Source organism: Hymenobacter cavernae (assembly GCF_014641455.1).
Taxonomy (GTDB): Bacteria; Bacteroidota; Bacteroidia; order Cytophagales; family Hymenobacteraceae; genus Hymenobacter; species Hymenobacter cavernae.
The window spans coordinates 466,289-492,370 of record NZ_BMHT01000005.1 but is presented as its reverse complement, the minus strand read 5'-3'; the positions used below and the strand labels follow the sequence as shown (position 1 = coordinate 492,370).

Annotated in this window: 22 protein-coding genes; 10 read left to right on the top strand and 12 right to left on the bottom strand. The window is 55.5% G+C overall.

Translation table 11 applies throughout. The annotated features are described in order from the left end of the window. The first annotated feature begins 128 nt into the window (after nt 1-128). The 7 genes from aspS (at nt 129) to IEX74_RS15635 (ending at nt 10,759) form a co-directional block, all read left to right on the top strand. A complete protein-coding gene (gene aspS / locus IEX74_RS15665) occupies nt 129-1,895 on the top strand; it encodes an aspartate--tRNA ligase (RefSeq protein WP_188814953.1) in 1,767 nt (588 codons plus the stop codon). A 136-nt stretch (nt 1,896-2,031) separates the two neighbouring features. Further along, nucleotides 2,032-2,376 (top strand): hypothetical protein, encoded by a 345-nt coding sequence (locus tag IEX74_RS15660; RefSeq protein ID WP_188814952.1) that lies wholly within the window; start codon nt 2,032-2,034, stop codon nt 2,374-2,376. A gap of 191 nt (nt 2,377-2,567) precedes the next feature. Further along, complete coding sequence (locus IEX74_RS15655; RefSeq protein ID WP_188814951.1) at nt 2,568-5,663, top strand: sensor histidine kinase; 3,096 nt, start codon at nt 2,568-2,570, stop codon at nt 5,661-5,663. A gap of 210 nt (nt 5,664-5,873) precedes the next feature. After that, on the top strand, nt 5,874-6,530 hold the full coding sequence (locus IEX74_RS15650; RefSeq protein WP_188814950.1) for a response regulator: 657 nt from the start codon (nt 5,874-5,876) through the stop codon (nt 6,528-6,530). Between the two features lie 415 nt (nt 6,531-6,945). Then, complete coding sequence (locus IEX74_RS15645) at nt 6,946-7,740, top strand: 3'-5' exonuclease (protein WP_188814949.1); 795 nt, start codon at nt 6,946-6,948, stop codon at nt 7,738-7,740. A 275-nt stretch (nt 7,741-8,015) separates the two neighbouring features. Next, on the top strand, nt 8,016-9,275 hold the full coding sequence (locus IEX74_RS15640; protein WP_188814948.1) for an OmpA family protein: 1,260 nt from the start codon (nt 8,016-8,018) through the stop codon (nt 9,273-9,275). 200 nt (nt 9,276-9,475) lie between these two features. Further along, a complete protein-coding gene (locus tag IEX74_RS15635) occupies nt 9,476-10,759 on the top strand; it encodes an OmpA family protein (protein WP_188814947.1) in 1,284 nt (427 codons plus the stop codon). A gap of 311 nt (nt 10,760-11,070) precedes the next feature. On the opposite strand, the gene IEX74_RS15630 is transcribed toward IEX74_RS15635, so the two are convergent. The 5 genes from IEX74_RS15630 to nuoK all read right to left on the bottom strand — a co-directional run bounded on the left by IEX74_RS15630 (nt 11,071) and on the right by nuoK (nt 16,721). Continuing rightward, the gene (locus IEX74_RS15630; protein WP_188814946.1) at nt 11,071-12,468 is read right to left on the bottom strand and encodes an NADH-quinone oxidoreductase subunit N; all 1,398 of its coding nucleotides are present in this window, start codon (nt 12,466-12,468) and stop codon (nt 11,071-11,073) included. Between the two features lie 117 nt (nt 12,469-12,585). After that, on the bottom strand, nt 12,586-14,043 hold the full coding sequence (locus IEX74_RS15625; RefSeq protein WP_188814945.1) for a complex I subunit 4 family protein: 1,458 nt from the start codon (nt 14,041-14,043) through the stop codon (nt 12,586-12,588). After that, nucleotides 14,043-14,294, bottom strand: coding sequence for a superinfection immunity protein (locus IEX74_RS23515; protein WP_188814944.1), 252 nt, complete (start codon nt 14,292-14,294; stop codon nt 14,043-14,045). The genes IEX74_RS15625 and IEX74_RS23515 overlap by 1 nt, the downstream gene beginning before the upstream one ends. A gap of 14 nt (nt 14,295-14,308) precedes the next feature. Continuing rightward, nucleotides 14,309-16,258, bottom strand: coding sequence for an NADH-quinone oxidoreductase subunit L (gene nuoL, locus IEX74_RS15615; protein WP_188814943.1), 1,950 nt, complete (start codon nt 16,256-16,258; stop codon nt 14,309-14,311). Nucleotides 16,259-16,388: 130 nt separating this feature from the next. Beyond that, on the bottom strand, nt 16,389-16,721 hold the full coding sequence (nuoK, locus tag IEX74_RS15610; protein ID WP_188814942.1) for an NADH-quinone oxidoreductase subunit NuoK: 333 nt from the start codon (nt 16,719-16,721) through the stop codon (nt 16,389-16,391). Between the two features lie 472 nt (nt 16,722-17,193). Here nuoK and IEX74_RS15605 point away from each other — a divergent pair, with 472 nt between their 5' ends. The 3 genes from IEX74_RS15605 to IEX74_RS15595 all read left to right on the top strand — a co-directional run bounded on the left by IEX74_RS15605 (nt 17,194) and on the right by IEX74_RS15595 (nt 19,170). After that, nucleotides 17,194-18,021, top strand: a complete 828-nt coding sequence (locus IEX74_RS15605; protein ID WP_188814941.1) for a hypothetical protein — start codon at nt 17,194-17,196, stop codon at nt 18,019-18,021. Nucleotides 18,022-18,173: 152 nt separating this feature from the next. Continuing rightward, entirely contained in the window at nt 18,174-18,776 is a 603-nt protein-coding gene (locus IEX74_RS15600) for an RNA polymerase sigma factor (protein WP_229755319.1), read from the top strand. A 19-nt stretch (nt 18,777-18,795) separates the two neighbouring features. After that, nucleotides 18,796-19,170 (top strand): hypothetical protein, encoded by a 375-nt coding sequence (locus IEX74_RS15595; protein ID WP_188814940.1) that lies wholly within the window; start codon nt 18,796-18,798, stop codon nt 19,168-19,170. Between the two features lie 94 nt (nt 19,171-19,264). Here IEX74_RS15595 and IEX74_RS15590 read toward each other — a convergent pair whose 3' ends face one another. From IEX74_RS15590 to nuoD, 7 genes are all read right to left on the bottom strand, one after another. Beyond that, nucleotides 19,265-19,777: an NADH-quinone oxidoreductase subunit J family protein gene (locus tag IEX74_RS15590; RefSeq protein ID WP_188814939.1), complete on the bottom strand. Its 513-nt coding sequence runs from the start codon at nt 19,775-19,777 to the stop codon at nt 19,265-19,267. 103 nt (nt 19,778-19,880) lie between these two features. Further along, nucleotides 19,881-20,456: a NuoI/complex I 23 kDa subunit family protein gene (locus IEX74_RS15585; protein ID WP_188814938.1), complete on the bottom strand. Its 576-nt coding sequence runs from the start codon at nt 20,454-20,456 to the stop codon at nt 19,881-19,883. Between the two features lie 67 nt (nt 20,457-20,523). Further along, nucleotides 20,524-21,597, bottom strand: a complete 1,074-nt coding sequence (gene nuoH / locus IEX74_RS15580; RefSeq protein ID WP_188814937.1) for an NADH-quinone oxidoreductase subunit NuoH — start codon at nt 21,595-21,597, stop codon at nt 20,524-20,526. Nucleotides 21,598-21,600: 3 nt separating this feature from the next. After that, nucleotides 21,601-22,608: an NADH-quinone oxidoreductase subunit G gene (locus IEX74_RS15575; protein WP_188814936.1), complete on the bottom strand. Its 1,008-nt coding sequence runs from the start codon at nt 22,606-22,608 to the stop codon at nt 21,601-21,603. Nucleotides 22,609-22,741: 133 nt separating this feature from the next. Further along, nucleotides 22,742-24,082, bottom strand: a complete 1,341-nt coding sequence (gene nuoF, locus IEX74_RS15570; RefSeq protein ID WP_188814935.1) for an NADH-quinone oxidoreductase subunit NuoF — start codon at nt 24,080-24,082, stop codon at nt 22,742-22,744. Nucleotides 24,083-24,112: 30 nt separating this feature from the next. Further along, nucleotides 24,113-24,688, bottom strand: a complete 576-nt coding sequence (locus tag IEX74_RS15565; RefSeq protein ID WP_188814934.1) for an NADH-quinone oxidoreductase subunit NuoE family protein — start codon at nt 24,686-24,688, stop codon at nt 24,113-24,115. A gap of 21 nt (nt 24,689-24,709) precedes the next feature. After that, entirely contained in the window at nt 24,710-25,972 is a 1,263-nt protein-coding gene (gene nuoD / locus IEX74_RS15560; RefSeq protein ID WP_188814933.1) for an NADH dehydrogenase (quinone) subunit D, read from the bottom strand. Nucleotides 25,973-26,082: the final 110 nt, after the last annotated feature.

Genomic DNA, 26,082 nt, shown 5'->3' with positions numbered 1-26,082 from the left:
AGTTGACTTATCTTTCCTGCCTAACTTTGTTGCTGGCTAGTAGTGAGTAGTAAGTAGTGAGTAGTTAGTTTCCCATGCTGCTACTTGGCTCATCTAACTACTCACTACCTAATACTTACTACTGAATTATGCTCCGAACGCATACCTGCGGCGAACTCCGCCTCGATAACGCTGGTCAAACTGTTACGCTCACCGGCTGGGTGCAGCGCACCCGCGACAAAGGCGGCATTTTCTGGGTTGACCTGCGCGACCGGTACGGCATCACCCAGCTCACGCTGGAAGAAGGCGTGGAAGCCGACGAGCTGCGCGAGCTGGCCCGCACCCTAGGTCGGGAGTTTGTGGTGCAGGTAACTGGCAAAGTGGCCGAGCGCTACTCCAAAAACGAGAAAATTCCAACCGGTGCCATCGAGATTCGGGTGCAGCAGTTGGAGGTGCTTAACCCTGCCAAGCTGCCGCCCTTCCTCATCGAAGACGAAACCGACGGCGGCGACGACCTGCGGATGAAGTACCGCTACCTCGACTTGCGCCGCACGCCCGTGCGCCAGAATCTGATGCTGCGCCACCGCATGGCCCAGGCGGTGCGCCGCTACCTCGACGGCGAGCAGTTCATTGAAGTGGAAACGCCCGTGCTGATTAAGAGCACGCCCGAAGGCGCCCGCGACTTTGTGGTGCCCTCGCGCATGAATCCCGGCGAGTTCTACGCCCTGCCGCAGTCGCCCCAGACATTCAAGCAGCTGCTGATGGTGTCGGGCTTCGACCGCTACTTCCAGATTGTGAAGTGTTTCCGCGATGAAGACCTGCGCGCCGACCGCCAGCCCGAGTTCACTCAGATCGACTGCGAAATGGCGTTTGTGGAGCAGGAAGACATCCTGAACACCTTCGAAGGCTTGGTGAAATATCTGTTCAAGGAAGTGAAAGGCCTTGAAATCAATGAACTGCCGCGCATGACCTACGCGGACGCCATGCGTCAGTACGGCAACGACAAGCCCGATACGCGCTTCGAAATGAGGTTCGTAGAACTGAACGACATCGTGAAAGGCCAGAACTTTCCGGTGTTCGACAAGGCCGAGTTGGTAGTCGGTATCAACGCTTCTACCCTTGCCACCTACACCCGCAAGCAGCTCGACGAGCTGACGGAGTTTGTGAAGCGCCCGCAGCTAGGTGCGACTGGCCTCGTGTACGCCCGCGTAGAAGCCGGCGGCTTGGTGAAATCGTCGGTGGATAAATTCTACTCGCAGGAAGAGCTGCAAAAGTGGAAAGAAGCCTTTAACGCTAGCGAAGGCGACCTGCTGCTTATTCTGGCGGGCGATGCGAACAAGACCCGCAAAGCTTTAAGTGAGTTGCGCTTAGAAATGGGCCAGCGCCTAGGTCTGCGCGACAAAGACACGTTCTCGCCGTTGTGGGTCGTGGACTTCCCGTTGCTCGAATACATCGAAGAGGAAGGTCGTTATTTCGCCATGCACCACCCGTTCACCTCGCCCAAGCCCGAAGACCTAGCTTTGCTCGACAATCCCGACACCATCGGCGAAGTGCGGGCCAACGCTTACGACATGGTTATCAACGGCGTAGAAGTCGGCGGCGGCTCCATCCGTATCCACGACCGTGGCGTGCAGGCGCGCATGTTCTCGTTGCTAGGTTTCTCCGATGAGGAAGCTAAAGCCCAGTTTGGCTTCCTGCTCGACGCCTTCGAATACGGCGCGCCGCCTCACGGCGGTATTGCCTTCGGCTTCGACCGCCTATGCTCGCTCTTCGGCGGCGCTGACAGCATCCGCGACTTCATCGCCTTCCCGAAGAATAACTCCGGCCGCGACGTGATGATTGACTCGCCCTCGCAGATTTCGGAAGCGCAGCTGAAGGAACTAAGCATCAAGACGGCGGTAGTGCCAGCAAAGTAACCCTTAGAGCAACAAAACGACGAAGCCTAGCTATTAATAGCTAGGCTTCTCCTTTATACTAATGGTAGAGGTTCGGTACACGCGTTGGAAAGCAAAGGTGATGGTATCGTTTGGCGCTATCATCATTCTTGTTGCCATGCTAACTGTCATTCGTGGAATGGATCAACTACTCCCTGGCATAATTGAGGCCTTAGTTGGAGCATTGATAATACACATGGCAAATCTACGTCTTAAGGAAAGAGACGTATTGTTGCGGCTCACGCCGGAAAAGGTATGGACGAAGGAGTTGGGGTGGCAGTCATGGGAAAATTTGGCAGTTAGTTTAGAGCGAATACGCCTAGGTTACTACTCACTAGAGATTCGTCCGGTTAATGATTTAACGCCACGGTTTTTTGAGTATGTCCCTTACTTAGATATAGAAGGTGAAGAACTGAAAAGATGGGTGCAGCAGTTTGCGAGAACCTCAAATTCATACATGTAGGTAGTGCTTAACTAACCAGGTTTGGAAGAAACGACAGCGGCGCCTGAGATATCAGACGCCGCTTTCTAGTCTGGCCTTTTGCCATAAGTCGAGTAGCAGTAGCTCTTTAGTAAATAATGCAGCACAAGCAAGGATTTTTCCTAGTTTTGACTAGCTGAATTTCGGTGGCTCGACTAGCTGCCGCCTTGCTCATGAAGCGAACTAGTGTTCTGTTACTTTGGGTGCTATGCCGGTGGGTGTGGGCTGCTTCTGCCGCGTGGGCTCTGCCAGCTGCTGCTCAGTCGCCGGCCTTACTGTTTCATACCCTAACCACCGCCGACGGTCTGTCGCAGAACAGTGTGTCGAGCATGTTGCAGGATCGGCGGGGGTTTCTGTGGCTAGGTACCCAGGATGGGCTCAACCGGTTTGATGGCGCGGGCTTTCACGTCTTTCGCAACGACCCGCAGCGGCCGGGCAGCTTAAGCAGCAACTTCATCCTTTCTCTGACGCAGGATCAGCAAGGCAAAATCTGGGTGGGTACCGGGGGCGGCGGGCTGTGTCAGTATGACCCCGTAACGGGAAAGTTCCGCATTTTTCAGAACAACCCGAACGAGCCAGGCGGCATTGCCGACAACTTCGTGCGGGCGGTGTTTTGCGACAAAGAAGGACGGATTTGGGTGGGCACGGAAGATGGCTTGCATCGCGTGGCAAAGAATGGCCGTTCTATTCAGCGCTTTCAGCACCGGCCCACCAACCAGGCCGAGGTGCGGCAAAATTCCATCCGGGTCATTGCGCAGGCCGTGGATGGCAGCTTGTGGGTAGGCACCGGCGAAGGGCAAATAAGCCAATTGGACCCGCACACCAACCAACTGGTGCCGCATCCGCGGTGGCAGGCTGCCAGCGCCATTACATCCTTGTTTCCTGATCCGCGCGGCGGCTTGTGGGCCGGCACCGAAACGGATGGCATTGCCTACCTAGGTTTGCATAACGAGCTGCCGCAGGTACTCCGGGCCGATGCCGCGAGGCCGGGCAGCTTACCTAACAATAACATCCGGTCGTTGCTGCTGGATAAGCAGGGCACGCTGTGGGTCGGCACGGCCATGGGGCTAGGTCGCTACCAGCGCCAGACGAACACGTTTGACACCTTCCTGCACGTCCAGCACAGTCCGTATTCGCTGCCCGGCAATGTGGTGCAGTCGTTATTTGAGGACCGCACGGGGCTGCTGTGGGTGGGTACCGAAAATGGCCTGAGCAGCTTCGATAGTCACCCGGTTGCTTTCGGGACTTATCCGATCAGCCGTCGGGGAAACGGGCCTTTATGGGCCGTGTGTGAAGATGCGGCGGGGCGCGCCTGGGTGGGTACTGAAAGTGAAGGCCTCGTCTGCTACGACCCTGGCACGGGGCAGCGCCGGGAGTTTCGCCACAACCCGCAAGACCCCAACAGCCTGAGCGAAGACTACGTGCGCGCTTTGTGGATCGACCGGCGCGGGCGCTTGTGGGTCGGCACGCAAAGCCAGGGGCTTGACTGTCTGGAGCCGGGCAGCACCAGCTTCCGTCACTTCCGCCACGAACCCGATCAACCGGGCAGCATCAGCGACGACTTTATCCGGGCTTTGTACGAGGATGCGCAGGGGCGCTTATGGATTGGCACAGAACACGGCCTGAACCGGTATGATGCTGCTACGGAGCGGTTTACCGTTTATCAGCATGATGAGCAAAACCTAGCTAGCTTGAGCAACAACTTCGTGCGGGTGATTCGCCAGGACCGGCACGGGCAGCTCTGGGTGGGTACTGGTGGAGGCGGCTTGTGCCAGTTTGACCCGCAAAGCGGTACGTTTCGAGCGTTCCGCGCTAATGCACGACAGGCAAAAAGCCTGAGCAGCAACTTTGTGCGGTCGATTCTGGAAGACCATGCCGGGGTGCTGTGGGTGGGCACGGAAGGCGGGGGCTTCTGCCGCTTGGATGATGCCAAAGTGGGGCGCTTCACGACCTTCCGCGAACCGCAGGGCTTGCCTAATGATGTGGTGTATGGCATGCTGGAAGACGAGCAAGGCAACCTCTGGCTTTCCACCAACAAGGGCATTGCGCGCTTTATGCCGCGTACGCGGCAGTTCCTGAACTTCGATATGCGCGACGGACTGGTGCAGGATGAGTACAATGCCGGCGCTTACTGCCGCGGGCGTAGCGGCCGCTTTTATTTTGGAGGCGTGATTGGGCTGGTTGTTTTCCGGCCTGGCGAAGTGCGGATCAATGATGCTCCGCCGCCCGTCGTGCTCACCGATTTTCGCAAGTTCGACGAAACGGTGGCCTTGGATTCGTCCATCACGGAGCAACAGGTGGTGCGGCTGAGCCCCCGCGACTATTTCTTTTCCCTCGAATTCGCCGCCCTCAACTTTCGCCGGCCCGACAAAAACCGCTACGAATATCGGCTCGAAAGCTTCGACCCCGGTTGGGTAGCGGCCGGCACGCGGCGCGAAGCCACCTACACAAACCTAGGTCCGGGCACCTACACCTTCCGGGTGCGAGCCAGCAACAACGATGGCGTGTGGAACCAACGCGGGACGGCCCTCACCATTGTGGTAGAGCCGCCCTGGTATCAGACGTGGTGGTTCCGGGTGCTGGGCAGCTGGGGCGTGTTTGGGGTGCTGTTTTTCGCGTATCGGGTGCGGGTGCGCCAGTTGCTGGCCATGGAGCGGGTCCGGCACGGCATTGCCCGCGACCTACACGACGACATGGGCTCTACGCTGAGCAGCATTTCCATTCTGAGCCAGCTGGCCCGCGACCACCAGCAGCACCAGCGCCCCGAGCAGGCTAGCCGCTTGCTGGAGCAAATCGGGGACAGCTCGCGCCGAATGCTCGATGCCATGGACGATATCGTGTGGGCCATCAACCCGGCCCACGATTCGCTCGACGACGTGACGGCCCGCATGCGCCGCTTTGCTTCCGAGGTGCTCGAAAGCCGTGGTGTCGATTTTACGTTTCGGGTAGCGCCATCGGTGCAGGGGCTGCGGCTGGATATGCAGGCCCGACGCGAGTTTTTCTTGCTCTTTAAAGAATCGGTGAATAACCTAGCTAAGTACTCGCAGGCTACCGAAGCGGCTATTGCGCTTTCCTATCAGAAGCACCATCTCGTTCTGAATGTGGAAGATAACGGCATCGGCTTCGATCCGCAGGCTCCGGCAAGGGGCGGTGGCAACGGTATGGTAAACATGCGCGCCCGCGCCGCTGCTATGAAGGGAAAACTCACGATTGATACCGCGCCGGGCCAAGGAACCAAGCTGGAGCTGAGCGTACCGCTTGAAAGCTAGGCTAGGTTGCGCTAACGTGTCATTCCGAGTATTCTGCGCATCAAGCAGCGACGAGGTATCTGAGTGTACTAGCTAACTAAGTAATTCAGCTTCCTCGTCGCTGCTTGATGTGCAGAATACTCGGGATGGCAACTAGCCTAGGTATCACATGATTATGCAGTCGCGCGGCGTCGGCGGTCGTCGTACCTTAGAGTCACAATTAAACACACTATGGAAACTTCAACTCGCGTACTCATTTATGAAGATAATCCCGATCTGCAAGCTAGCTTGAGCCAGCTGATTGCCGGCGCCCCAGGATTGTCCTTAGTCGGTGCTTTTGGCAACTGCACCCAGGTTACGACCGACGTAGCCCGCCTCCAACCGCACGTCGTCCTGATGGATATCGACATGCCTGGCATCAACGGCATTGAAGGCTTACGCCGCATCAAGGCCGGCTCGCCGAATATCAACGTAGTGATGCTTACTGTGTTCGAGGAAAATGAGCGGGTATTTGGCGCCGTGTGCGCCGGGGCCGACGGCTATCTGCTCAAGAAAACGCCGCCCGCTCGTTTGCTCGAAGCCATCGGAGAAGTGCGCGCCGGGGGCGCCCCCATGACGCCCGCCATTGCCCGCCAGGTGTTGCAGCTTTTCCCGAAAGCACCAACGTCTTCCGCCGCCACCGCCGACGATTCGGCCGCTAATCTGAGCCCCCGCGAGCGGGAAATCCTGCGGCTCTTGGTGGAAGGCTACAGCTACAAGATGATTGCCGCCGACCGCGACATCAGCATTGACACCGTGCGCTCCCACATCAAGAAGATCTACGAAAAGCTGCACGTGCGCTCGATGACCGAAGCCGTGAGCAAAGCCCTGCGCCAGGGCTTGGCCTAGAACCTAGCTTTGCGCCGAAGGAGGAGTGTGCCATCACATGATCATGTGATTGATGGGTGGCTGCGACCTAGGTATCTTGAGCCTCCTAGCACTAGCCGCCGGGCTAGCTAACCTCAGGAAGTTCTTTGCTGGCACCGCCAGCCGTAGCCTTCAACTCCTCTGTCTTATGGCAAAGCCACGTCGTAATCTCGTCTTAATTCTGGTTGGTCTTTGCCTTACCGGGCGGCCGGCTCTCGCCTGAGCTTGTTGGAGCAGAGCAAGTTGATAGATTTTGGTGCTTCGTTTCACTAGCTGATTACTGGCTCTTGGGCAAGCAGTTGGCTAGGTTCTGCCGCCGTTTGCGCTAAGTTTCGTTGCGGGCATCAGGCTGAAAAGGCTATCTTCGGAGTAGTAAACTTCGTTAGTGGCCTTCCATATGCAGGTTCTGCAAAAAATCTCGCTCGATCAGCTTTTCGTTCTCGACATCGAAACCGTGCCCTGCGTGGGCTGCCACGATGAGCTGAACGATATGCTGCGGCTGCTCTGGGAGCACAAATGCCACGCCCTGCGCCGCGAGAAAGGCTGGAGTTCCAGCCGCGCCGATGTGGAAGAAATGCCTTCGCACCTGGAAGCCGCCAGCCTCTTCGAGCAGGCCGGCATCTACGCCGAGTTTGGGCGCGTGGTGTGCATTTCGGTGGGCTGTTTCTACTTTGATAAGCAGGAGGAGAAGTGGCGCTTCAAAGTAAAAAGCTTTGCCGACCACGACGAAAAGAAGATGCTACAGGAGTTTGCGACGCTGCTGGCCCGCAAACCTAGCTACTTGCTGTGCGCGCACAACGGCAAGGAATTCGACTTCCCCTACCTAGGTCGGCGACTGCTCATCAATGGCTTACAGCTGCCGCCGCAGCTCGATATTGCCGGCAAGAAGCCTTGGGAAGTGTCGCACCTCGACACGATGGAGCTGTGGAAGTTTGGTGACCGGAAGTCGTTCACGTCGCTGGCGCTGCTGGCAGCCATGTTCGGCATTCCGACGCCCAAAGACGACATTTCGGGCGCCGACGTGGCCCGCGTGTACTACAGCGACAACGACTTGCCGCGCATCGTGCACTATTGCCAGAAGGATATTATCACCACGGCCCGGCTGCTTCAGCGCTTCCGCGGCGAAGAACCGTTCGGTGATGAGGCCGTCGTGTATGCCGATGAAGTGGGCGTGGTGATGCGGCGCGTGTAGCTGCTCGCGCCTGCTAGTTGCGAAGTAAATAGTTGATAAACATAGGAAGGCCCCGCCCGATAAGCTGCTAAAAAGCTGTCCGGTGGGGTTTGTGTTTGCGGACCTAGGTGCCGGGCCAACTGCGACACGGACGAGCCCGCATTCAGCTGATTATGTAGAATTTACGGGTGCTCTTAAATCCGGGTGGTGCCGCGCTGTCGTATGGCTATTTTTCTTGAATGGTAATGATCAAGAAAAAATTTGGACTGTGTTGCTGGCCTTAAGCCTCTTCGGATATGATTTTAACTCAAAGTTTATTAGAAGAAGTAAAGAGCTTTGTTCTTCGCAACGAACTGACGCAAGTAGGACGCATTGCCGACGAACCAGAGTTCGAAACGAAAAACGCGCTGAGTCGGGTGGTGCCACTTGTAGTCAATAGCTTGGTTGAGTTGGCTGAGCAAGTGAGTGGGCGCGACGTGGTGTGGAGCATGGCGCGCGAAGCTGCCAAATCGGAGGTGCTCAGTAATCCGCATAAAGCGCTATACGCCACGAAATCCATCTCAGAGCGAGGTGCTCAACTCATTAGCTCTCTGCTGGGCGAACGGTATGAACCTAGCATCCAGAGTATTGCTGCGGCAGCCGGTATTCAGCCGGGTTCTGTAGTTGACTTACTCAACATCATAGTGCCCGTGGCCCTAGGTATGCTGGGCGAGCAGGTGGCAGAGCACCACTGGAGCGCTGAGGCCTTGAGCCGTTGGATGCGTAGTCAGCAAAGTCAGCAGGCCGGGGAACTCGCCTTGCCGGCGTTTGTGGTGCCAACAACCGGGGCCGGAGCATCGCGCGCAACCCGCTCAGCCGATGCCACGAGCCGCTGGTTGTGGATTGCTTTGGTTGTTGCGGCTTGCCTCATCGGCTACCTGCTGGGCTATCAGCCGCGCCCGGAAGCAGAAGCCAGGTACCAGCCGGTGTACAACCTGCCGAATGCCGCCGTGCCCGACGGGCCCTGGGATGCCGGCAACCCCGCAGCCATTCAGGCTAACGGCAACTACAGCAAAGACAACGGCAGCTACATCTATGACCGGGCCGGGGTGCCGGTTGTGCTGAAGCTAGGAGGCGGCGTTCGGCAGATCATCGGTGCTAACTCCACGGAAAACAAGTTGTATCAGTTTCTCGCCGATCCTGCCAAAAACGTTGATAACGTGAACCTTAGTAAAAACTGGATTACGTTTGACCGCATCTATTTCGAATCGAATAAAGCCATTCTGACGGCTGAGTCGATGTGGCAGCTGTCGAACGTGGCCAGTATTCTCAAGACCTTTCCCAAGGCGCAAGTGCAGCTAGGCGGCTACACCGATAGCACCGGCAGTGCCACGCTGAATGAGCGCCTGAGCCAGGCGCGGGCGCAAGCCGCAAAGGCTACGCTCGTGAAATTCGGCGTTGATAGCACAACCGTAGCGGCAAAGGGCTACGGCTCCCGGCACAACATTGCCAGCAATACCTCCGAAGATGGGCGCGCCCTGAATCGGCGGGTTAGCATTCATGTTACCCGAAAATAGTAGCGTACTTACTTTATTGAACCAGAAGAAGCAAACGAAAAAGAGCGGCCCGCAAAGCCGCTCTTTTTCGTGGGGAAACGTATAAGTCAGCTCAACCGTGATTACTGATAACCAAGGATTTATAGTATAGAATTTGGTGCTTATCTGCTAAATTTTTGTATTATTATCCTCTCAAAGAGCTAATCGTCACGTTTATGATTATGACACAGAGTTTACTGGAAGAAATCAAGGGCTTTATACTACGCAACGAGCTGACGCACATCGGCGACCTGGCAAACGAGCAGGAGCTAGGTGTGCGGAGTGCGCTGCGGCGTGTTGTGCCCCTCACGGTGAGCAGCCTCGTGGAGTTGGCCGAACGTGTTGGTGGGCGCGAAGTGGTATGGGGCATGGCCCGGGAAGCTTCGAAAGCCAACGTGCTCAGCAATCCGCGCCATGCCTTGGAGCACGATGCCGCCGTCGATGCCAATCGCGGCGTCAACCTGATAAGGTCTTTACTGGATGATCGTTACCAGGGCGCCGTGCGCAGCATTGCGGTTGCATCCGGCATTCAGACGACTGCCGTGGCGGATCTGATTAACGTGGTGGTGCCGGTGGCGCTGGGGATGCTGGGCGAGCAGGTTGCCGAGCACAACTGGGATGCCGACGGCCTTAGCCAATGGCTGCAAAGCCAGCGGGAGCAGCACCCGGCCCAACCCGTAGCTGCCGCCCCGATGGTGGCCGCCATACCGAGCCTTGAGATGCCTAGGTCACCGGCCGCGGGTTTGGTGCAGACGGCAGATAACTCAAGCCGCTGGCTGTGGGCCGCGCTGGTAGTAGCGGCGGCTGTAATTGGCTATCTGATAGGGTATAAGCCAGGAGCTGTGGAAGCGCCGGGCTCCGCTGCCCTGGCAGGAGTTGAGGGTTTGGCGACGCCAGCTAACGCGGGCAGAAGAGAAGATGATAATAGAGTCAACGCCTCGGCTACCGTGCGGGGCCACTACGACCAAGCCAGCGGCAACTACATCTACGATACGGGCTTGCCGCTGGTGCTGAAGCTCAGCAACGGCACTAAGCAGATTGTGGGGGCCAACTCGACGGAAAACAAGCTCTACCAGTTCCTCTCGGACCCCAACATGCAGGTGGATTCGGTGAACCGCACCAAAGGCTGGATCGGCTTCGATCGGGTGTATTTCGACCCTTATAAGACGACGCTCACGGGCGAATCATTGGTGCAGCTCCAGAACGTGGCCGAGATTCTGAAGGTATTTCCGAAAGCGAAGATCAAAATCGGCGGCTACACCGATACCCGCGGCGATGCCGTTAAGAACCTGAAGCTGAGTGAAGACCGGGCAAAGATGGCAATGGCCACGCTCATCAACCTAGGTATTGCAACCGCGCGTATCGAGGCGAAAGGCTACGGCGATAAGCACGGCATTGCCAGCAACGATACCGAAGATGGCCGCGCCCTAAATCGCCGCATCAGCCTGCGGGTAACAAGCAAGTAACGAAAGAGGCTAGGTTTTTGGCATAGTAGTTGTAAACTGACTGATACAACTACTTACCATATTGTTTACTAAGCCTATATAGAAACTCTACTACTTTACGTGAGTACAAAAAGGTCGGCCATTATGGCCGACCTTTTTGATTTTTAAAGCTGTCTGTCGAGATATTATAAGAACGTCATTCCGAGGCAACGAGGAATCTCGCGTGCAATGGTAACTCCAATCGTTAGGGTTACCATTGCACGCGAGAGTCCTCGTTGCCTCGGAATGACGTTCTAAAACCTTCTTAAAAATTCAAACCGCTTCTTGCCGCCTTATAAAAGATTGCTGACCAGGCTCGGCAATACCCCCAACACGATAGTCAGCAACGCAAGTAGCACCAGTACTGCGGACTGAAAGCCGGTAACAGCAACCGGCGTAGCGTCCTCTTCATCGATAGCCGGGCGCATGTACATGGCAATAACCGGTCGCAGGTAGTAGTAGATGCCAACCATCGACATGACTACCGCAAATACTACCAGGCCGATATGCCCTTTGTCGACAGCGGCGCCGAACAGGAAGAACTTGCCGAAAAAGCCGCCAGTCAGCGGAATACCCGCCAGCGAAAGCATGGCTACCGTCATCACGAAAGCTAGCAGCGGGTTGGTTTTTGCTAGCCCATTCAGGCCATCGTAATCTTCCCGCTGGCGCTGATCGATAACCAGCTTCAGCACGGCAAAGGCAGCCACGGTTGCAATCGAGTACGCCAGCGAATAGAAGAAGATACCGTTAGCCGAGAGCTTGCCATTCAGCGCGACCAGACCGATAAACAGATAGCCCGCGTGCGAAATGCTGGAGTACGCCAGCATCCGTTTTGCGCTGTTTTGCGCTACGGCGCCCACATTGCCGATAAGCAGCGTAAGCACCGTCATGGCCATGATTGTCGGAATCCAGAAGCTTTGTGCGGAGCTGAAGGCAATCATCAGCAGCTTCAGGAACGCCGCGAAGCCAGCCGTTTTTACCACCGTGCTCATGAATGCGGTAAAGAACGTGGGGGTGCCTTCGTACACATCCGGCGTCCAGTAGTGGAAGGGAGCAGCCGATACTTTGAAACTGATACCAATGAACATCAGCAACATACCGATGTAGAGCATGGGCGTGAAGCTAGCATTGGCCGGGTTGGCAACCCCAGCACCGATTTGGGTAAGCTGGAATGTACCGGTCGCGCCGTACACCAGCGCAATGCCGAACAGCAGAATACCCGTGGCGAAGGAGCCCATCAGGAAGTACTTCAGGGCCGCTTCGTTGGAGCGCACGTTGCGCTTGTCGGAGCCAGCCAGCACGTACATCGAGATGCTCAGGATTTCAATTCCGACGAACAGCATCAGTAAATTGTCGTAGCTCACCATCATGATGGCGCCCACCAGCGAGAACAGCAGCAGCGAGTAATATTCGGCCAGGTTGGCTTCGCCATCGCGCACGTACTTTTCGGAGAAAGGCAGGAGCAGCAGCGTCGTCAGGACCACAATGCCCGTGAACGCCACCGAGTAGCGGTCGATGGTGAGCATGTTATTGAAGTACGACTGCGAGGCGGCATTCCAGTCCAGCACGTTCGCCCCGAATACGACAACCAGAATGAGCATTGCCACCGGCAGCAGCATCCGGTTGGAACGCAGGAAGCCCAGGAATAAGTTGGCAATGCCGAGAACAGAGAGAAGAACAATAGAAATCATATCGGCTGAATGTAGCGCGAAGCTTGTGCTTCGCGTATCGTTAAACGACTATCGTTGAAGCGGCACAGGTTAGGTCGTTCAACGATGCGCGAAGCGCAAGCTTCGCGCTACAGCGTGCTACCGTTTCACAATATCCAGGAGCTGGATAATGCTAGGTTCAGAAATGTGCAGGAAGGTATTGGGAAACAAGCCAATCCAGAATACCAGCAAAATCAGCGGTACCAGCACGGCCAGCTCGGCGCCGGTCAGGTCGCGGATGGTAGCCGTGAACGACGTATCCGGACCTAGCATCACGCGCTGGAACATACGCAGCAAGTACACCGCCGCGAAGATGATGGTCAGGCCGGCAATGGCACCAAGCCATGCGCTATATTCATACACGCCCGCCAGCAGTAAAAATTCGCCGACGAAACCCGCCGTGAGCGGCAGCGCTACCGTGCTGAGCAGCATGACCAGGAACGTAACCGACAGCACCGGCGTGTGGCGCGTGAGGCCACCTAGGTCGGCAATTTCGCGAGTGCCGGTGCGGCGCTCGATGCAGTCGATGACGAAGAACATACCAACGGCATTCACACCGTGAGCTAGCATTTGAATAACGGCACCTTGCAAACCTAGCTGCGTGAGCGAGAATACGCCCGCCGCCATTAGCCCAACGTGAGAGAGCGACGAATACGCAATCAGCCGCTTCATGTCGCGCTGACGAATGGCGATAATAGCGCCGTAGATAATGCCAATTACGGCCAGTACCATCACGGGTTTGCTCCACTGGCTGACACCTAAGGGCACAACAGGCAGCAGCCAACGCAACGTGCCGTAGATACCCATTTTGAGCATGATGCCCGAAAGCAGCATGGTAGCCGGCGCGGGCGACTCCGTATACGTATCGGGTTGCCAGGTGTGGAAAGGGAAGACTGGCATCTTCACCGCGAAAGCAATGAAAATCAGCCAGAACAGCCACGATTGCTCCGCTGCGCTCAGACTCAGGTTGTAGAAAGCCAGCAGGTCAGAGCTGCGCGGGGCGCCGTTTACACCCGTCTGGAAGTAGAGGTACACGAAGGCCGCCAGCATGAACAGCGAGCCGATAATGGTGTAGAGAAAAAACTTGAACGTAACCTGAATGCGCCGTTCGCCGCCCCACACGCCGGCAATAAAGTAGATCGGAATAAGCGCCACTTCCCAGAAGAAGTAGAACAAGAACGCATCCAGCGATACGAACACACCAATCAGGCCCGTCTGCATGAACAGGATAAGCGCGTAGAAAGCCGAGGCATTCTTATACTCGTGGCGGAAGGATGCCAGCATAATCAGCGGCACCAGAAACGTGGTGAGCAGCACCAGCAGTAAGCTCAGTCCATCTAGTCCGATGTGGAAGCGAATGCCGGAAGAAGCAATCCAAGGCTGATCGATAGCGAATTGCGTAGCCGACGACGACTTAGAGGCAATGGCTACCACGACCGCCAGCACAAATTCGAGCAGCGCCGCCCCAAACGCCACCACGCGGGCAGTGCCACCTTTGAAAAAGTGCAGCAGCAAGGCAGCCGCCAGGGGAAAGAAAAGGAGAAGAGCTGTAAGCATTAGGTAAGCGGGTTGTTCAGGCGACGTTTAAATGCAAGAAGAGCTTTTCGGTCAGTGTAGGAAGCTCTCAAAGCTAGGTGAAGAGCATACAACCAACCGATAATCGTCCAGCCTAGAAATACATTGATTAGAAGAATAAGCCGATGATTCTGCTGATGGTGGCCGTAGATGGTAGGTAAAAGGTAGCCGCCTAAAAGAAGAGTTATTCCTAATGGCCCAATTCCAGGGTTAACATCTGCTAGTAAGAGCATACTCCTAGCTAGGTCTAAAACCGAAACAGGTTCAGGGCTAAGATCAGCACAATACCTACCACCATCAGAATCAGATACATTCCAGTCGTACCCGTTTGCACGTAGCGCAGAAGCTGCCCTCCACCTAGGGTGATGCGACCGAAGCCATTTACAATCGGATCGATGATGCCTTGCTCCACGAAGCGGTACAAGCCCCGCGACAAGCCCATGATGGGGCGCACGAATAGCGCGTTGTACAGTTCATCCACGTAGTATTTGTGGTACACGAGGCTCTCCGGCGCTGAGCGCTGACCTTCGTCTTCGGCCGGCAGCACGCCGCGGCTCACATACTGTACGTAGGCCAGCACGATACCTAGCACGCCCGCCGCTACCGAAGCACCAATGAGCATCAGCTCGGTATTGTGGTCTACCTCGGCAGCAAACGCGGCCGGGTTGATGCGCTGTGAGTAGGTAAAGAGCGGCGCCAGGTAGTCGGCCAGGTAATGCTTACCTAGGATCATCGGAGCGCCCATGAAACCGCCCACGGCTGCTAGCACGGCCAGAATGATGAGCGGCAGCGTCATCGAAGCGGGCGACTCATGTAGGTGATGCTTCTGCTCCTCCGTGCCGCGGAATTGACCGAAGAAGGTGAGGAACAGCAGCCGGAACATGTAGAAAGCCGTCAGGAACGATGTGAACAAGCCAATGGCCCACATGAGCTTGTTGTGCTCGTACACATGGCTCAGGATTTCATCTTTAGAGAAGAAACCCGAGAACGGCGGGATGCCCGAAATAGCCAGGCAGCCAATGAGGAAGGTGATAAACGTAATAGGCAGGGCTTTGCGCAAACCGCCCATGCGGCGCATGTCCTGCTCGTTGCTCATGGCGTGAATCACGGAGCCCGCACCTAGGAACATCAGCGCCTTGAAGAAGGCGTGCGTCAGGACGTGGAACATAGACGACGTGTAGCCCATTACGCCCAGCGCCAGGAACATATACCCCAGCTGCGACACCGTAGAATAAGCCAGTACCTTCTTGATGTCGTTCTGTGCCAGACCGATAGTGGCGGCAAAGAAGGCAGTAGCCAGGCCTACAATACCAACTACTTCCAGCGTAGTAGGAGAGAGGGTGAATAACACATTGGAGCGCAGCACCATGTAAATACCAGCCGTTACCATCGTTGCGGCGTGGATGAGGGCGGAAACAGGCGTCGGGCCGGCCATGGCATCGGGTAGCCAGGTGTAGAGCGGCAACTGCGCCGATTTACCCATCGCGCCCACAAATAGCAGCAGCGTAATGGCCGTGCAGATACTGGCCGTATAAGGTCCGAACTGTGCTAAAGAAGCTTTCTGGAAGACCTCACCGTATTGTACCGAGTTGAAGGTGAGGTAGATCAGGAAAATACCGAGCAGAAAACCTAGGTCGCCAACACGGTTGATGATGAAGGCTTTCTTGGCGGCATTGTTGAAGTTCTCGTGCTTGTTCCAGAAGCCGATGAGCAGGTAAGAGCAGAGCCCCACGCCTTCCCAGCCGATAAACAGAATTACGAAGTTAGCCCCGAGCACCAGCACCAACATGCTGAATACGAACAGATTCAGAAAGCTGAAGTACTTACCCACGTTCTCGTCGTGGTGCATGTAGCCGATGCTGTAAACATGAATCAGGAAGCCTACGCCCGTCACGAGCAGCAGCATAATCAGGCTGAGCTGGTCGATCTGGTAGGAGAACGGAATCTGCATCGAGCCCACCGAAATCCAGTCGAACAGCGTGACGGTGTACTGGTACTGAAAGGTGCTGAACAGGTACGCCGAAATTAGAAACGAACCTAGCACGGTAGCGCTGCCAATTACACCCGCTATCGTTCCCGACAAACGTTTGTTGAGCAGGCCATTAATCAGAAAGCCTAAAAACGGCAACAGCGGAATCAGGATGTAGAGCAGGGTGCTATTGGGGGCGCCGGCTGCGGGGAGAACAGTTTCTTGCATAATGATTTATGCTGAAAAATACAGTAGAACGTCGTGCTGCGCTGGCCGAAGCATCTCGCGTGCAATGGCAACTGGTTAGCACTGCGGTAAAGAGGCTTCGACCGGCGCAGCATGACGTTCTACTGTATAATTACCATTTAAGACGGTTGAGAAGATTGACGTCCGTATTTTGAAAATTCCGGTAGATCATCACGATAATACCTAGGCCTACCGATACTTCGGCGGCAGCTACGGCCATGATAAAAAACACAAAAATCTGACCGTTGGGGTCAGATCGGTAGGCCGAAAAGGCAGTGAGTAATATGTTCACGGCATTGAGCATCAGCTCGATGCACATGAAGATGATGATTGCATTGCGCCGGGTGAGTACGCCCGTTACGCCAATAGCAAACAGCGCCGTCGCGAAATAAATATAGTACTGAAGCGGTACAGTGCGGATAACTTCTGGAATGTTCTGGTCCATGTAGTTGGGTGATCCTACGAAGCAAGCAAAGCAGCCGAAGCTCGGCTGAGAGAGAGTAGCTGGCAAAGGTATCCGAAATTCGGAAAAACCCGCAAAATGCGGCTGCGCTAAGCCCAACTTAATTCACACGCGCGAAACGGAAGAAAATACCAGTATTCGAATTAATACTCCGTTTACTACCAAGTAATTAGGCGATAAGGGCAAGCAAAATAGCTTGGAAAGAGCTGGCGCTGAACAAACCTAGGTGAGCCGTACGGCTTACCTAGGTTAAGGAAATAAAACGCTATAGCAGCGCCGTACTACAAAAACGTAAACGTTAGTCTATCACATCATTAGGTGATAGATGTCACATGATTAGGCGATTGACGGGAGTAGAAGCGCGAGGTAATTTTGCATCGTTCCCAGTCAGAATTGCACTTCTGTTGGGGCTTGGTTCTCGTCATCTACTTCTTCCACATTTCCTTTCAGCCACATGAAAAAGTACGTTACTTCCGCTCTGCTCTTCTGCGCTCTGACCAGCGCGCCCGCTTTGGCGCAAAGCAAAACCGCAGTACGGCCCGCCTCAACCACCAAAACCACCACGCCTGCCAAGCCGGCCACCACCGCCAAAACTACCACGGCCAAACCCATTGCCGCTAAAACAGCTGTTAAGCCAGCGACTAAGCCCGCTGTGAAACCGGCCGCCAAGCCTGCCACAACTGCCAGCAAGCCAGCGGCTGCAACTCCTGCCGTTGCCGTTGAGACTACCCCCAAGACTGTAGCGCCTGCGCCAGAGCCTACGGCAGTTAAGCCGAAGACCGCCACCAACCAGATCTTTGGCAAAGGGAGTATGGCAGCAAACCTAGGTGTTGGACTTGGGCTGGGCTACGGCTACGGCCTTAGCGGGCTGCACTCGACACCGGCCATGAGCGCCTCCTTCGAGTACGGCATTGCCGATAACCTTGGGCCTGGCACGATTGGCGTCGGCGGCATGGTGGGCTATAAGTCATACGGCTGGAAATCAAGCGGCTATAAGGGTACCTGGAGCAACATCATCGTGGCGGCCCGTGGCACGTACCACTACGATCTGTTCGAAGACCCAAAGGTAGATACCTACGCCGGCCTCTCGTTGGGCGTGCGGCACGAGCGGTATTCCGACAATGCCGGCACGGACATCTACTACTCCAAATCGAGCAGCACCTACATCACCTCGGGCATTTTTGTGGGTGGCCGCTACTTCTTCTCCGATAAGCTAGGTGCCTTCGGCGAAGTCGGCTACGACATGTCGTACCTGAAGGTCGGACTAACGGCTAAGTTCTAGCTATAGAGCTTCCCGCGAAGCTAGGTTCTGCGCAGGCCCAATCTGCTGATTCTTACAAGATCAGTGGGTTGGGCCTGCTGCTGTCAGTGTCTTTTCTAAAAAAGTCTTATCATTTAAAATATTTCCCGGCAGCACCCGTCTGCTTTAGTACGATGGAATCCTTAGCTCTCACCACCGGCGCAATGACGGCCACCACGACAGGACAGGACCGGCAGATACAAGAGGCTGTACAAGAGCAGCGTACGCGCCTCCTTGCCTTTATCCGCCGCCGCGTACCCGACGAAGCCGATGCTGAAGACATTCTGCAGGATGTCTTTGGGGAGTTGGTGGAAAGTTACCGGCTGCTCAAGCCCGTGGAGAAAGTGGCCGCCTGGCTCTTTCGCGTGGCCCGCAACCGCATCACCGACCTCTACCGCCGCAAGCGCCCAACGTCGCTGGAAGCTGAAACTGCCCGCTATAACGACAGTGAGGAAGGCGGCCTGCTACTAGCCGACGTACTGCCCGCCCCCGACGACGCGCCAGAAAACCGGCTGCTCCGCGAAACCATCATGGAAGCTCTGGCCGAAGCGTTGGAAGAACTGCCCAAAAATCAGCGCGACGTGTTTGTGTGGCATGAGCTGGAAGGCAAAAGCTTCAAAGAGCTAGTGGAAGAAACCGGCGTGCCCCTCAAAACCTTGATCTCGCGCAAGCACTACGCCGTTCAGCACCTACGACAGCGCCTGCAAGCGCTCTACACCAACTTGTTCACGGACTGACTTCATTCCTTTAATTGACATGGACCGTAAATTCTGGCTGCTTCGCGGCTTCAAATTCGTACTATTCGCCCTGCTGTTCGTAGCTGCTGTAGGTTCTCTCACCATGTACCTGTGGAATGAGCTGGTGCCCTTGTTGTTTCACGGTCCGGTTATCAACTTCTGGCAGACCTTAGGGTTACTGCTACTCTCGCGCATTCTGTTCGGCGGCTGGGGCCGTGGCGGACATGGCCAAGCTAGCTGGGCACGCAAAAAGAAGATTTGGCGTGAGAAAATGGAGTCCCGCTTATCGGGCATGACTCCGGAACAACAGGAAAAATTTCGCCAGAAAATGCAAACTGCTTGTGGGCCGCAGTGGATGCGTCGCCAAGCCCCGGAAGCGGCGCAAGCTGAGTAGTTAGAAGGAGCTTAATCAAGTTCCAGGTAAAAGCAGAAGCGGCAACTGAGTCTCAGGTGCCGCTTCTGCTTTTATAAAGTAAGTTGTTGTTTCCTTAGAAATGCCGCTCTCCTGTTTCGCGTTTGCCCAGCATGATAGCGCCCACCATAGCCACCAGAAACAGCACTGAAGCTAGCTCAAACGGCAGCAAGTACTTCTGGTACAGCACCAACCCTAGTTGGCCTACCATCCCGATCTGCGAATCGAAAGTAGTGGCATTATACGTAGTGCCAGGCTGCACATCACGCAGTGCGGCTACCATCACTACCAGTAGCAAGCCCCCTGCTACAGCCGCCGCAATCTTAGCAAGCGCCGATTTATGAGGTTCCGTGTCAGCGTTCAGGTTCAGGAACATAATTACGAACAGGAACAAGACCATGATAGCCCCGGCATACACGATGATGTTCACGGCCGCCAGAAACTGCGCATTCAAGAGCAAGTAATGCCCTGATAACGTGAAGAACGTCAGGATAAGAAACAGCACGCTGTGCACCGGGTTTTTGGCGAGTACCACACCCAGCGCACTGAACAGCGCCACAAACGACAGAAAGAAGAAGAGAGGTGGCATTTCGCAAAATGTAGCGCGAAGCTCCAGCTTCGCGCATCGTTGAACGATGTAAGTCCGAGCAATCAAACTGGACAAGGCGCGAAGCTGGAGCTTCGCGCTACACCTAGGCTGGTTGAGCTAGCTTTGCATTTAAGGCCTGAGCCTGCTCCGGCGTGAGCTGAATACCGCGCTGTGAACGGGCATCCGGCGCCACGGGCTCCACGAGGCGGTCTTTGCCGTAGATGAATTCGTCGCGCTCAAAGCGGGGTGGTGCCATCTTATCAGCCTGCAAATACACGGCGGCTTTCGGACAGGCTTCTTCGCAGAGGCCGCAGAAGATGCAGCGCAGCATGTTGATTTCGTAGCTGACGGCGTACTTTTCCTCGCGGTACAAGCCTTCTTCGCCTTTCTTCCGCTCGCCGGCTACCATCGTGATGGCTTCGGCGGGGCAGGCTACAGCGCAGAGGCCGCAGGCCGTGCAACGCTCCCGGCCCTGCTCATCGCGCTTCAGCACGTGCAGGCCACGGAACACCGGCGAAAAGGGACGCGTCTCCTCTGGGTAACGAATCGTTGCCTTTTTGGAGAAAAAGTGTCGTAAGGTAATGCTCAAGCCTTGGAAAATAGCCGGCAAGTAGGCCCGCTCCGCCAAAGTCATTGGCTTCTTTTCCAGCTTCTTAGCTCTATTACTTAGAGGTTGCATAGTCGAGATGTTGTTCAAGAACCTAGGTTAGTACCCTGCCGAACCTAGGTCGGCGCTGAATGAGCATTTACTGAATAACGCCTAACAGAATCAGACCACCCGTAAGCAGGATGTTGAAGATAGCCAGCGGAATCAGAATCGTCCAACCTAGGCGCATGAGCTGGTCGTAGCGAAAACGCGGCAAGGTCCAGCGCACCCACATGAAAAAGAAGATGAACGAGAAGATCTTGATAAAGACCGCCACCACACCTAGGATGGTGATGATGTTCTGCGCCGTTACGGCTCCTTGTGACTGCGCAAGGAAGTCGCGTAGCTCGTATTGAAACGGGAAGTTGAAGCCACCGAAGTACAGCACGCTCATCACGGCCGATGCCACGAATACGTTAATGTACTCCGCGAACAGGTACAAGCCCATTTTCATGGAGCTGTACTCGGTGTGGTAGCCACCAACTAGCTCAGTTTCACACTCAGGCAGGTCAAACGGCGTGCGGTTCGTCTCAGCGAAAGCGCACACAATGAAGATGATAAAGCCAATCGGCTGCTTCACGATGTTCCAGAAGTGCCACTCGCCCGGTACCGACTGCTGCAACGTAATTTCGCGCAACGACAGCGTGCCTGACATCATCAACACCGCAATCAGGGCCATGCCCATAGCTAGCTCGTAGCTGATATTCTGGGAAGCCGCCCTGATAGCACCTAGCAACGAGAACTTGTTGTTAGAAGCCCAGCCGCCGATCATGATACCGTACACTCCCAGCGACACCACGCCGAACACGTACAGCATACCGATGTTTACCTCAATGCCTTGTAGGTGAACGATAGTGGTTCCGAACTGCAAGTAGTTGCCGAATGGAATAACGGCCGAAGCCATCAGCGCCGTTACCATGGCCAGGCACGGGCCGAATACGAACAATGCCCTGTTGGCACCAGCCGGAAAGAACTCTTCTTTGGTGAAGAGCTTCACGGCATCGGCCAAGGGTTGCAGGATGCCGAAAGGACCGGCCCGGTCGGGGCCTACCCGGTCTTGCAGAAAGGCAGCAATAACACGTTCAGCGTAAGTAGAATAAGTAGCAATAAGCAGCGAAATGCCGAATACCACCAGTATCACGAGGGCTTGCCAGCCCAGTACAGGAAGTTCCATCGTCTAGTTACCTAATTTCATGGGTGGGTTCTGCTCCAGGTCGCGCACGGAGCTTTCTGGCAAGTCAGCAATAATCTGCTGATTAAGCACAGGTAGCTCGTAGTGGTTGGCCGAGATGACCGAAGAACGGTCGATATGCGCCGGACCTTCAATAACCCAGTCAGCAGTTTCCTTCTTCTCGAAGCGGCACTCGTTGCAGATAAACTCTTTTACCTCGCCGTACTGGTCCTTGCGAGCCGTTACACGAAGCACGTCTTTCCCTTTGTACCACAGTACCACGCGGCCGGGGCACTTCTCGTGCGAGCAGTCGCGGTGGGCGTTTACAGGCTTCGTGAACCACACGCGCTGCTTGAAGCGGAAGGTTTTGTCGGTCAGAGCACCCACCGGGCACACGTCGATAACGTTGCCCGAGAAGTCGTTGTCAATCACATTCTCGATGTAAGTACCGATTTCCGCCGCATCGCCGCGACCCAGCACGCCGTGCACGCGATTGTCGGTAATCTGATTGGCCGTGTACACGCAGCGGTAGCACAGAATGCAACGCGTCATGTGCAGCTGAATCAAAGGACCAATGTCGATTTTCTCGAACGTGCGGCGCTCTTCCTGGTAGCGCGTAGTGCTCACGCCATGCTCAAAGGCGAAGTTCTGCAAATCGCACTCGCCCGCCTGGTCGCACACGGGGCAATCGAGCGGGTGGTTGATGAGCAGCATTTCCACGATGCCCTTGCGCACGTTCAGGACCTGCTCGGAGGAGGTGTTTTCGACCACCATGCCGTCTTGCACCGGCGTCACGCACGAGGCTACCAGCTTCGGCATGGGGCGCGGGTCTTTGGCTGAGCCCGCTGCTACGCGTACCAGGCAAGCGCGGCACTTACCGCCCGAGCCTTGGAGCGGCGTGTAGTAGCACATGGCCGGTGGCACGATGCTGCCGCCAATCTTGCGTGCCGCGTTGAGAATAGAGGTACCGTCTGGTACTTCCACCTCAATGCCATCGAATGTTATTTTAGCCATTTTGGATTAAGACAGTTTAGAATCAGTCGTCATGCTGAGCTTGTCGAAGCATCTCGCGTGCTGACATTTAGAGTTACTACTTCCAAGACGCCAGGCAAGATGCTTCGACAAGCTCAGCATGACGTTTTACTACTTAAGCTAACACGGCCTTTCCCGGATACACAGCACCGGTGCGCGTAGCTTCTTGTGGGTGTTTCACGTGCCACTCAAATTCGTCACGGAAGTGACGCACGGCAGCAGCTACTGGCCAAGCGGCAGCTTCGCCAAGGGGGCAAATGGTGTTCCCTTCAATCTGCTTGGCTACACTCACCAGCAAGTCAATGTCTTCCATGTGGCCGTGGCCATACTCCAGGCGATGCAGTACTTTCTCCAGCCAGCCCGTTCCCTCACGGCACGGCGAGCATTGCCCGCATGATTCATGGTGGTAGAAACGGGAGAAGTTCCAGGTGTTGCGCACGATGCAGGTGGTTTCGTCCATGGCAATGAAGCCACCGGAACCTAGCATTGTACCCGTGATGAAGCCGCCATCTGACAGCGATTCGTACGTCATCAAGCGGTTTTCACCGGCAGTAGTCTTCAGAATCAACTCTTTAGGAAGAATCGGAACCGACGAACCACCCGCTACCACCGCCTTCAACTCCCGGCCTTTCCAGATGCCACCGCAGTACTCATCGGAGTAGATGAACTCTTCGACCGGTAAACCTAGCTCAATTTCGTAGATGCCCGGTTTGTTCAGGTGGCCGCAAGCCGAAATCAGCTTGGTGCCCGTGCTACGACCCACGCCGATTTTAGCGTACTCGTCACCCGTCATGTTCACAATGACTGGAATAGCAGCAATCGACTCCACATTGTTTACCACCGTTGGGCGGGCGTAAAGGCCTTGCACGGCCGGGAAAGGCGGCTTGTTACGTGGGTTGCCACGCTTGCCTTCCAGTGATTCCAACAGCGCTGTTTCCTCGCCGCAGATGTAAGCGCCGCCACCAGGATGCACATGCAGGTCTAAGTCGTAGCCCGAACCTAGGATGTTCTTGCCTAAGAAGCCATTGGCATACGCCTCAGCAATAGCCTTTTCCAGAATGCGAAGCACGTACAATAGCTCGCCTCGAATATAGATGTACGAGGTGTTAGCGCCCAGGGCGTACGAACTCGTAATCATGCCTTCGATGAGCAAGTGCGGCAGCTTCGACATCAGCTGCCGGTCCTTGAAGGTACCCGGCTCTGACTCATCGGCGTTGCAGACAAGGTAGCGCGGCACACCTTCGGGCTTGGCCAGGAAGCTCCACTTCATGCCCGTTGGAAAGCCAGCGCCGCCGCGGCCACGTAGCCCCGACTTCTTCACTTCTTCCACCACCTCGTCGGGTGTCATCGTTTTCAGGGCTTTCTCCACTGAGCGGTAGCCGCCGTGTTTGCGGTACACCTCAAAGGTGTCAATGCCTTCAACGTTGATATGTTCAGTTAATAGCTTGCGGCCCATAGTAATAAGCGTTGTGCTGATGGCCAGCTGTTAGTTGTTCTTCAGAGAGTTCGGTAACCCCACTTCTTCCCAAGGCAGAATAGGGCGGTGTACCTGGTTGCGAAGCTCGGTGAGCATAGCATCAACTGCTTCGGGTGTATCGAGCTTTTCGTAATACTTCTCCCGAACCTGCACGATAGGAGCAAAGCCGCAAGCAGCCAGGCATTCTACCTCTTTCAGCGTAAAAAACCCATCTTCGGAAGCCGGTCCGCCCACTTTAGCGCCCGTGATGCGCTCTAAATGTGCCGTTAGCTCGTCGGAGCCGCGCAACATGCAAGGGCCTGTCCGGCAGATCTCCAACACATGTTTACCTACTGGCTTGAGGTTGAACATGGTGTAGAAAGTAGCTACCTCATACACTTCAATCGGTTGAAGACCTAGGGTCTCGGCCACTAAGTCTTGCACTTCGGGGCTCACCCAGCCGCCGAACTCGGCCTGCGCGATGTGCAGCACCGGCAGCAAGGCCGACTTATTGCGGTCGTTGGGGTAGTGCGTGAGGAGGCGCTTGATTTCAGCTTTAGCAGCAGGCGAAAACTGGGGCTTGGTGGGCGCGGTTGTAGATTCCATAGGGGTCAAGTTCAGCAAAAACTACGCGTCCAGCTCGCCGGCAATTACGTTCATGGAGCTTAGCGTCACGATGGCGTCGGAGAGCGACTGGCCTACTACCATCTCGGAATACGCTTGGTAGTAGATGAAGCACGGACGACGGAAGTGCAGGCGATAAGGCGTGCGGCCACCATCCGAAATCAGATAGAAGCCTAGTTCACCGTTGCCACCTTCCACGGAGTGATACACTTCACCTACAGGGGCTTCAATCTCACCCATGATGATTTTGAAGTGGTAAATCAGCGCCTCCATGTTCTGGTACACGGCCTGCTTGGGAGGCAGGTAGTAGTGCGGGGCGTCGGCGTGATAGGGACCTTCGGGCAGGTTCTCTAGCGCCTGCTCAATAATGCGCAGGCTCTGCCAGATTTCCTCGTTGCGCACCAGGTAGCGGTCGTACGTATCGCCGTTGGTACCTACCGGAATGTCAAACTCAAAGTCTTGGTAAGAAGAGTAAGGGTTCATCACTCGCACATCGTAGTCGACACCAGCGGCGCGCAGGTTGGGGCCGGTGAAGCCGTAGTTCAGCGCTTTTTCCGCCGTGATGCCGCCCACGTACTGGGTGCGGTCCATGAAGATGCGGTTGCGGTCAAACATGCTCTGGAACTCCCGCATTACGGCCGGAAACTCCTTCACCCATTTGCGCAGCTTCTCTAGTGCTACGGGCGTAAAGTCGCGCTCCATGCCGCCGATACGGCCCATGTTGGTCGTCAGGCGAGCCCCGCAAACTTCTTCGTAAATCTCGTAGACCTTCTCGCGCTCCTGAAATACGTAGAGGAAGCCGGTGAAAGCGCCCGTATCAACACCTAGGATGGAGTTACAGATCAGGTGGTCGACGATGCGGGCCAACTCCATCATAATCACGCGCATGTACTGCGCGCGCTTCGGAACTGTAATACCGAGCAGCTTCTCTACCGTCATGTGCCAGCCCATGTTATTAATGGGCGACGAACAGTAGTTCATGCGGTCGGTGAGCGGCGTAATCTGGTATAGAGGGCGGCGCTCGGCAATTTTCTCGAACGCCCGGTGGATGTAGCCAATGGTCGGTACGCCCGACACGATCCGCTCGCCATCCATTTGCAGAATGTTCTGGAAGATACCGTGCGTGGCCGGGTGAGTAGGACCTAGGTTTAGCGTGGTCAGCTCCTGGTTGAAATCGTTAACCGTCGGGATGAGCTGATTATGCTGCTGCTCGCGCGCTTCCTCAATAATTTTATGGGTGCCCGCTAGCGTGTCATTTACTGCCATATGAGTACTGAGTAGTAAGTAGCTAGTAGTGAGTATTGGTGGGTAGTTGAAGAAAGTGAAATAGTATTGATTCTGAAATACTAACTACTCAATACTACCTACTTAATACT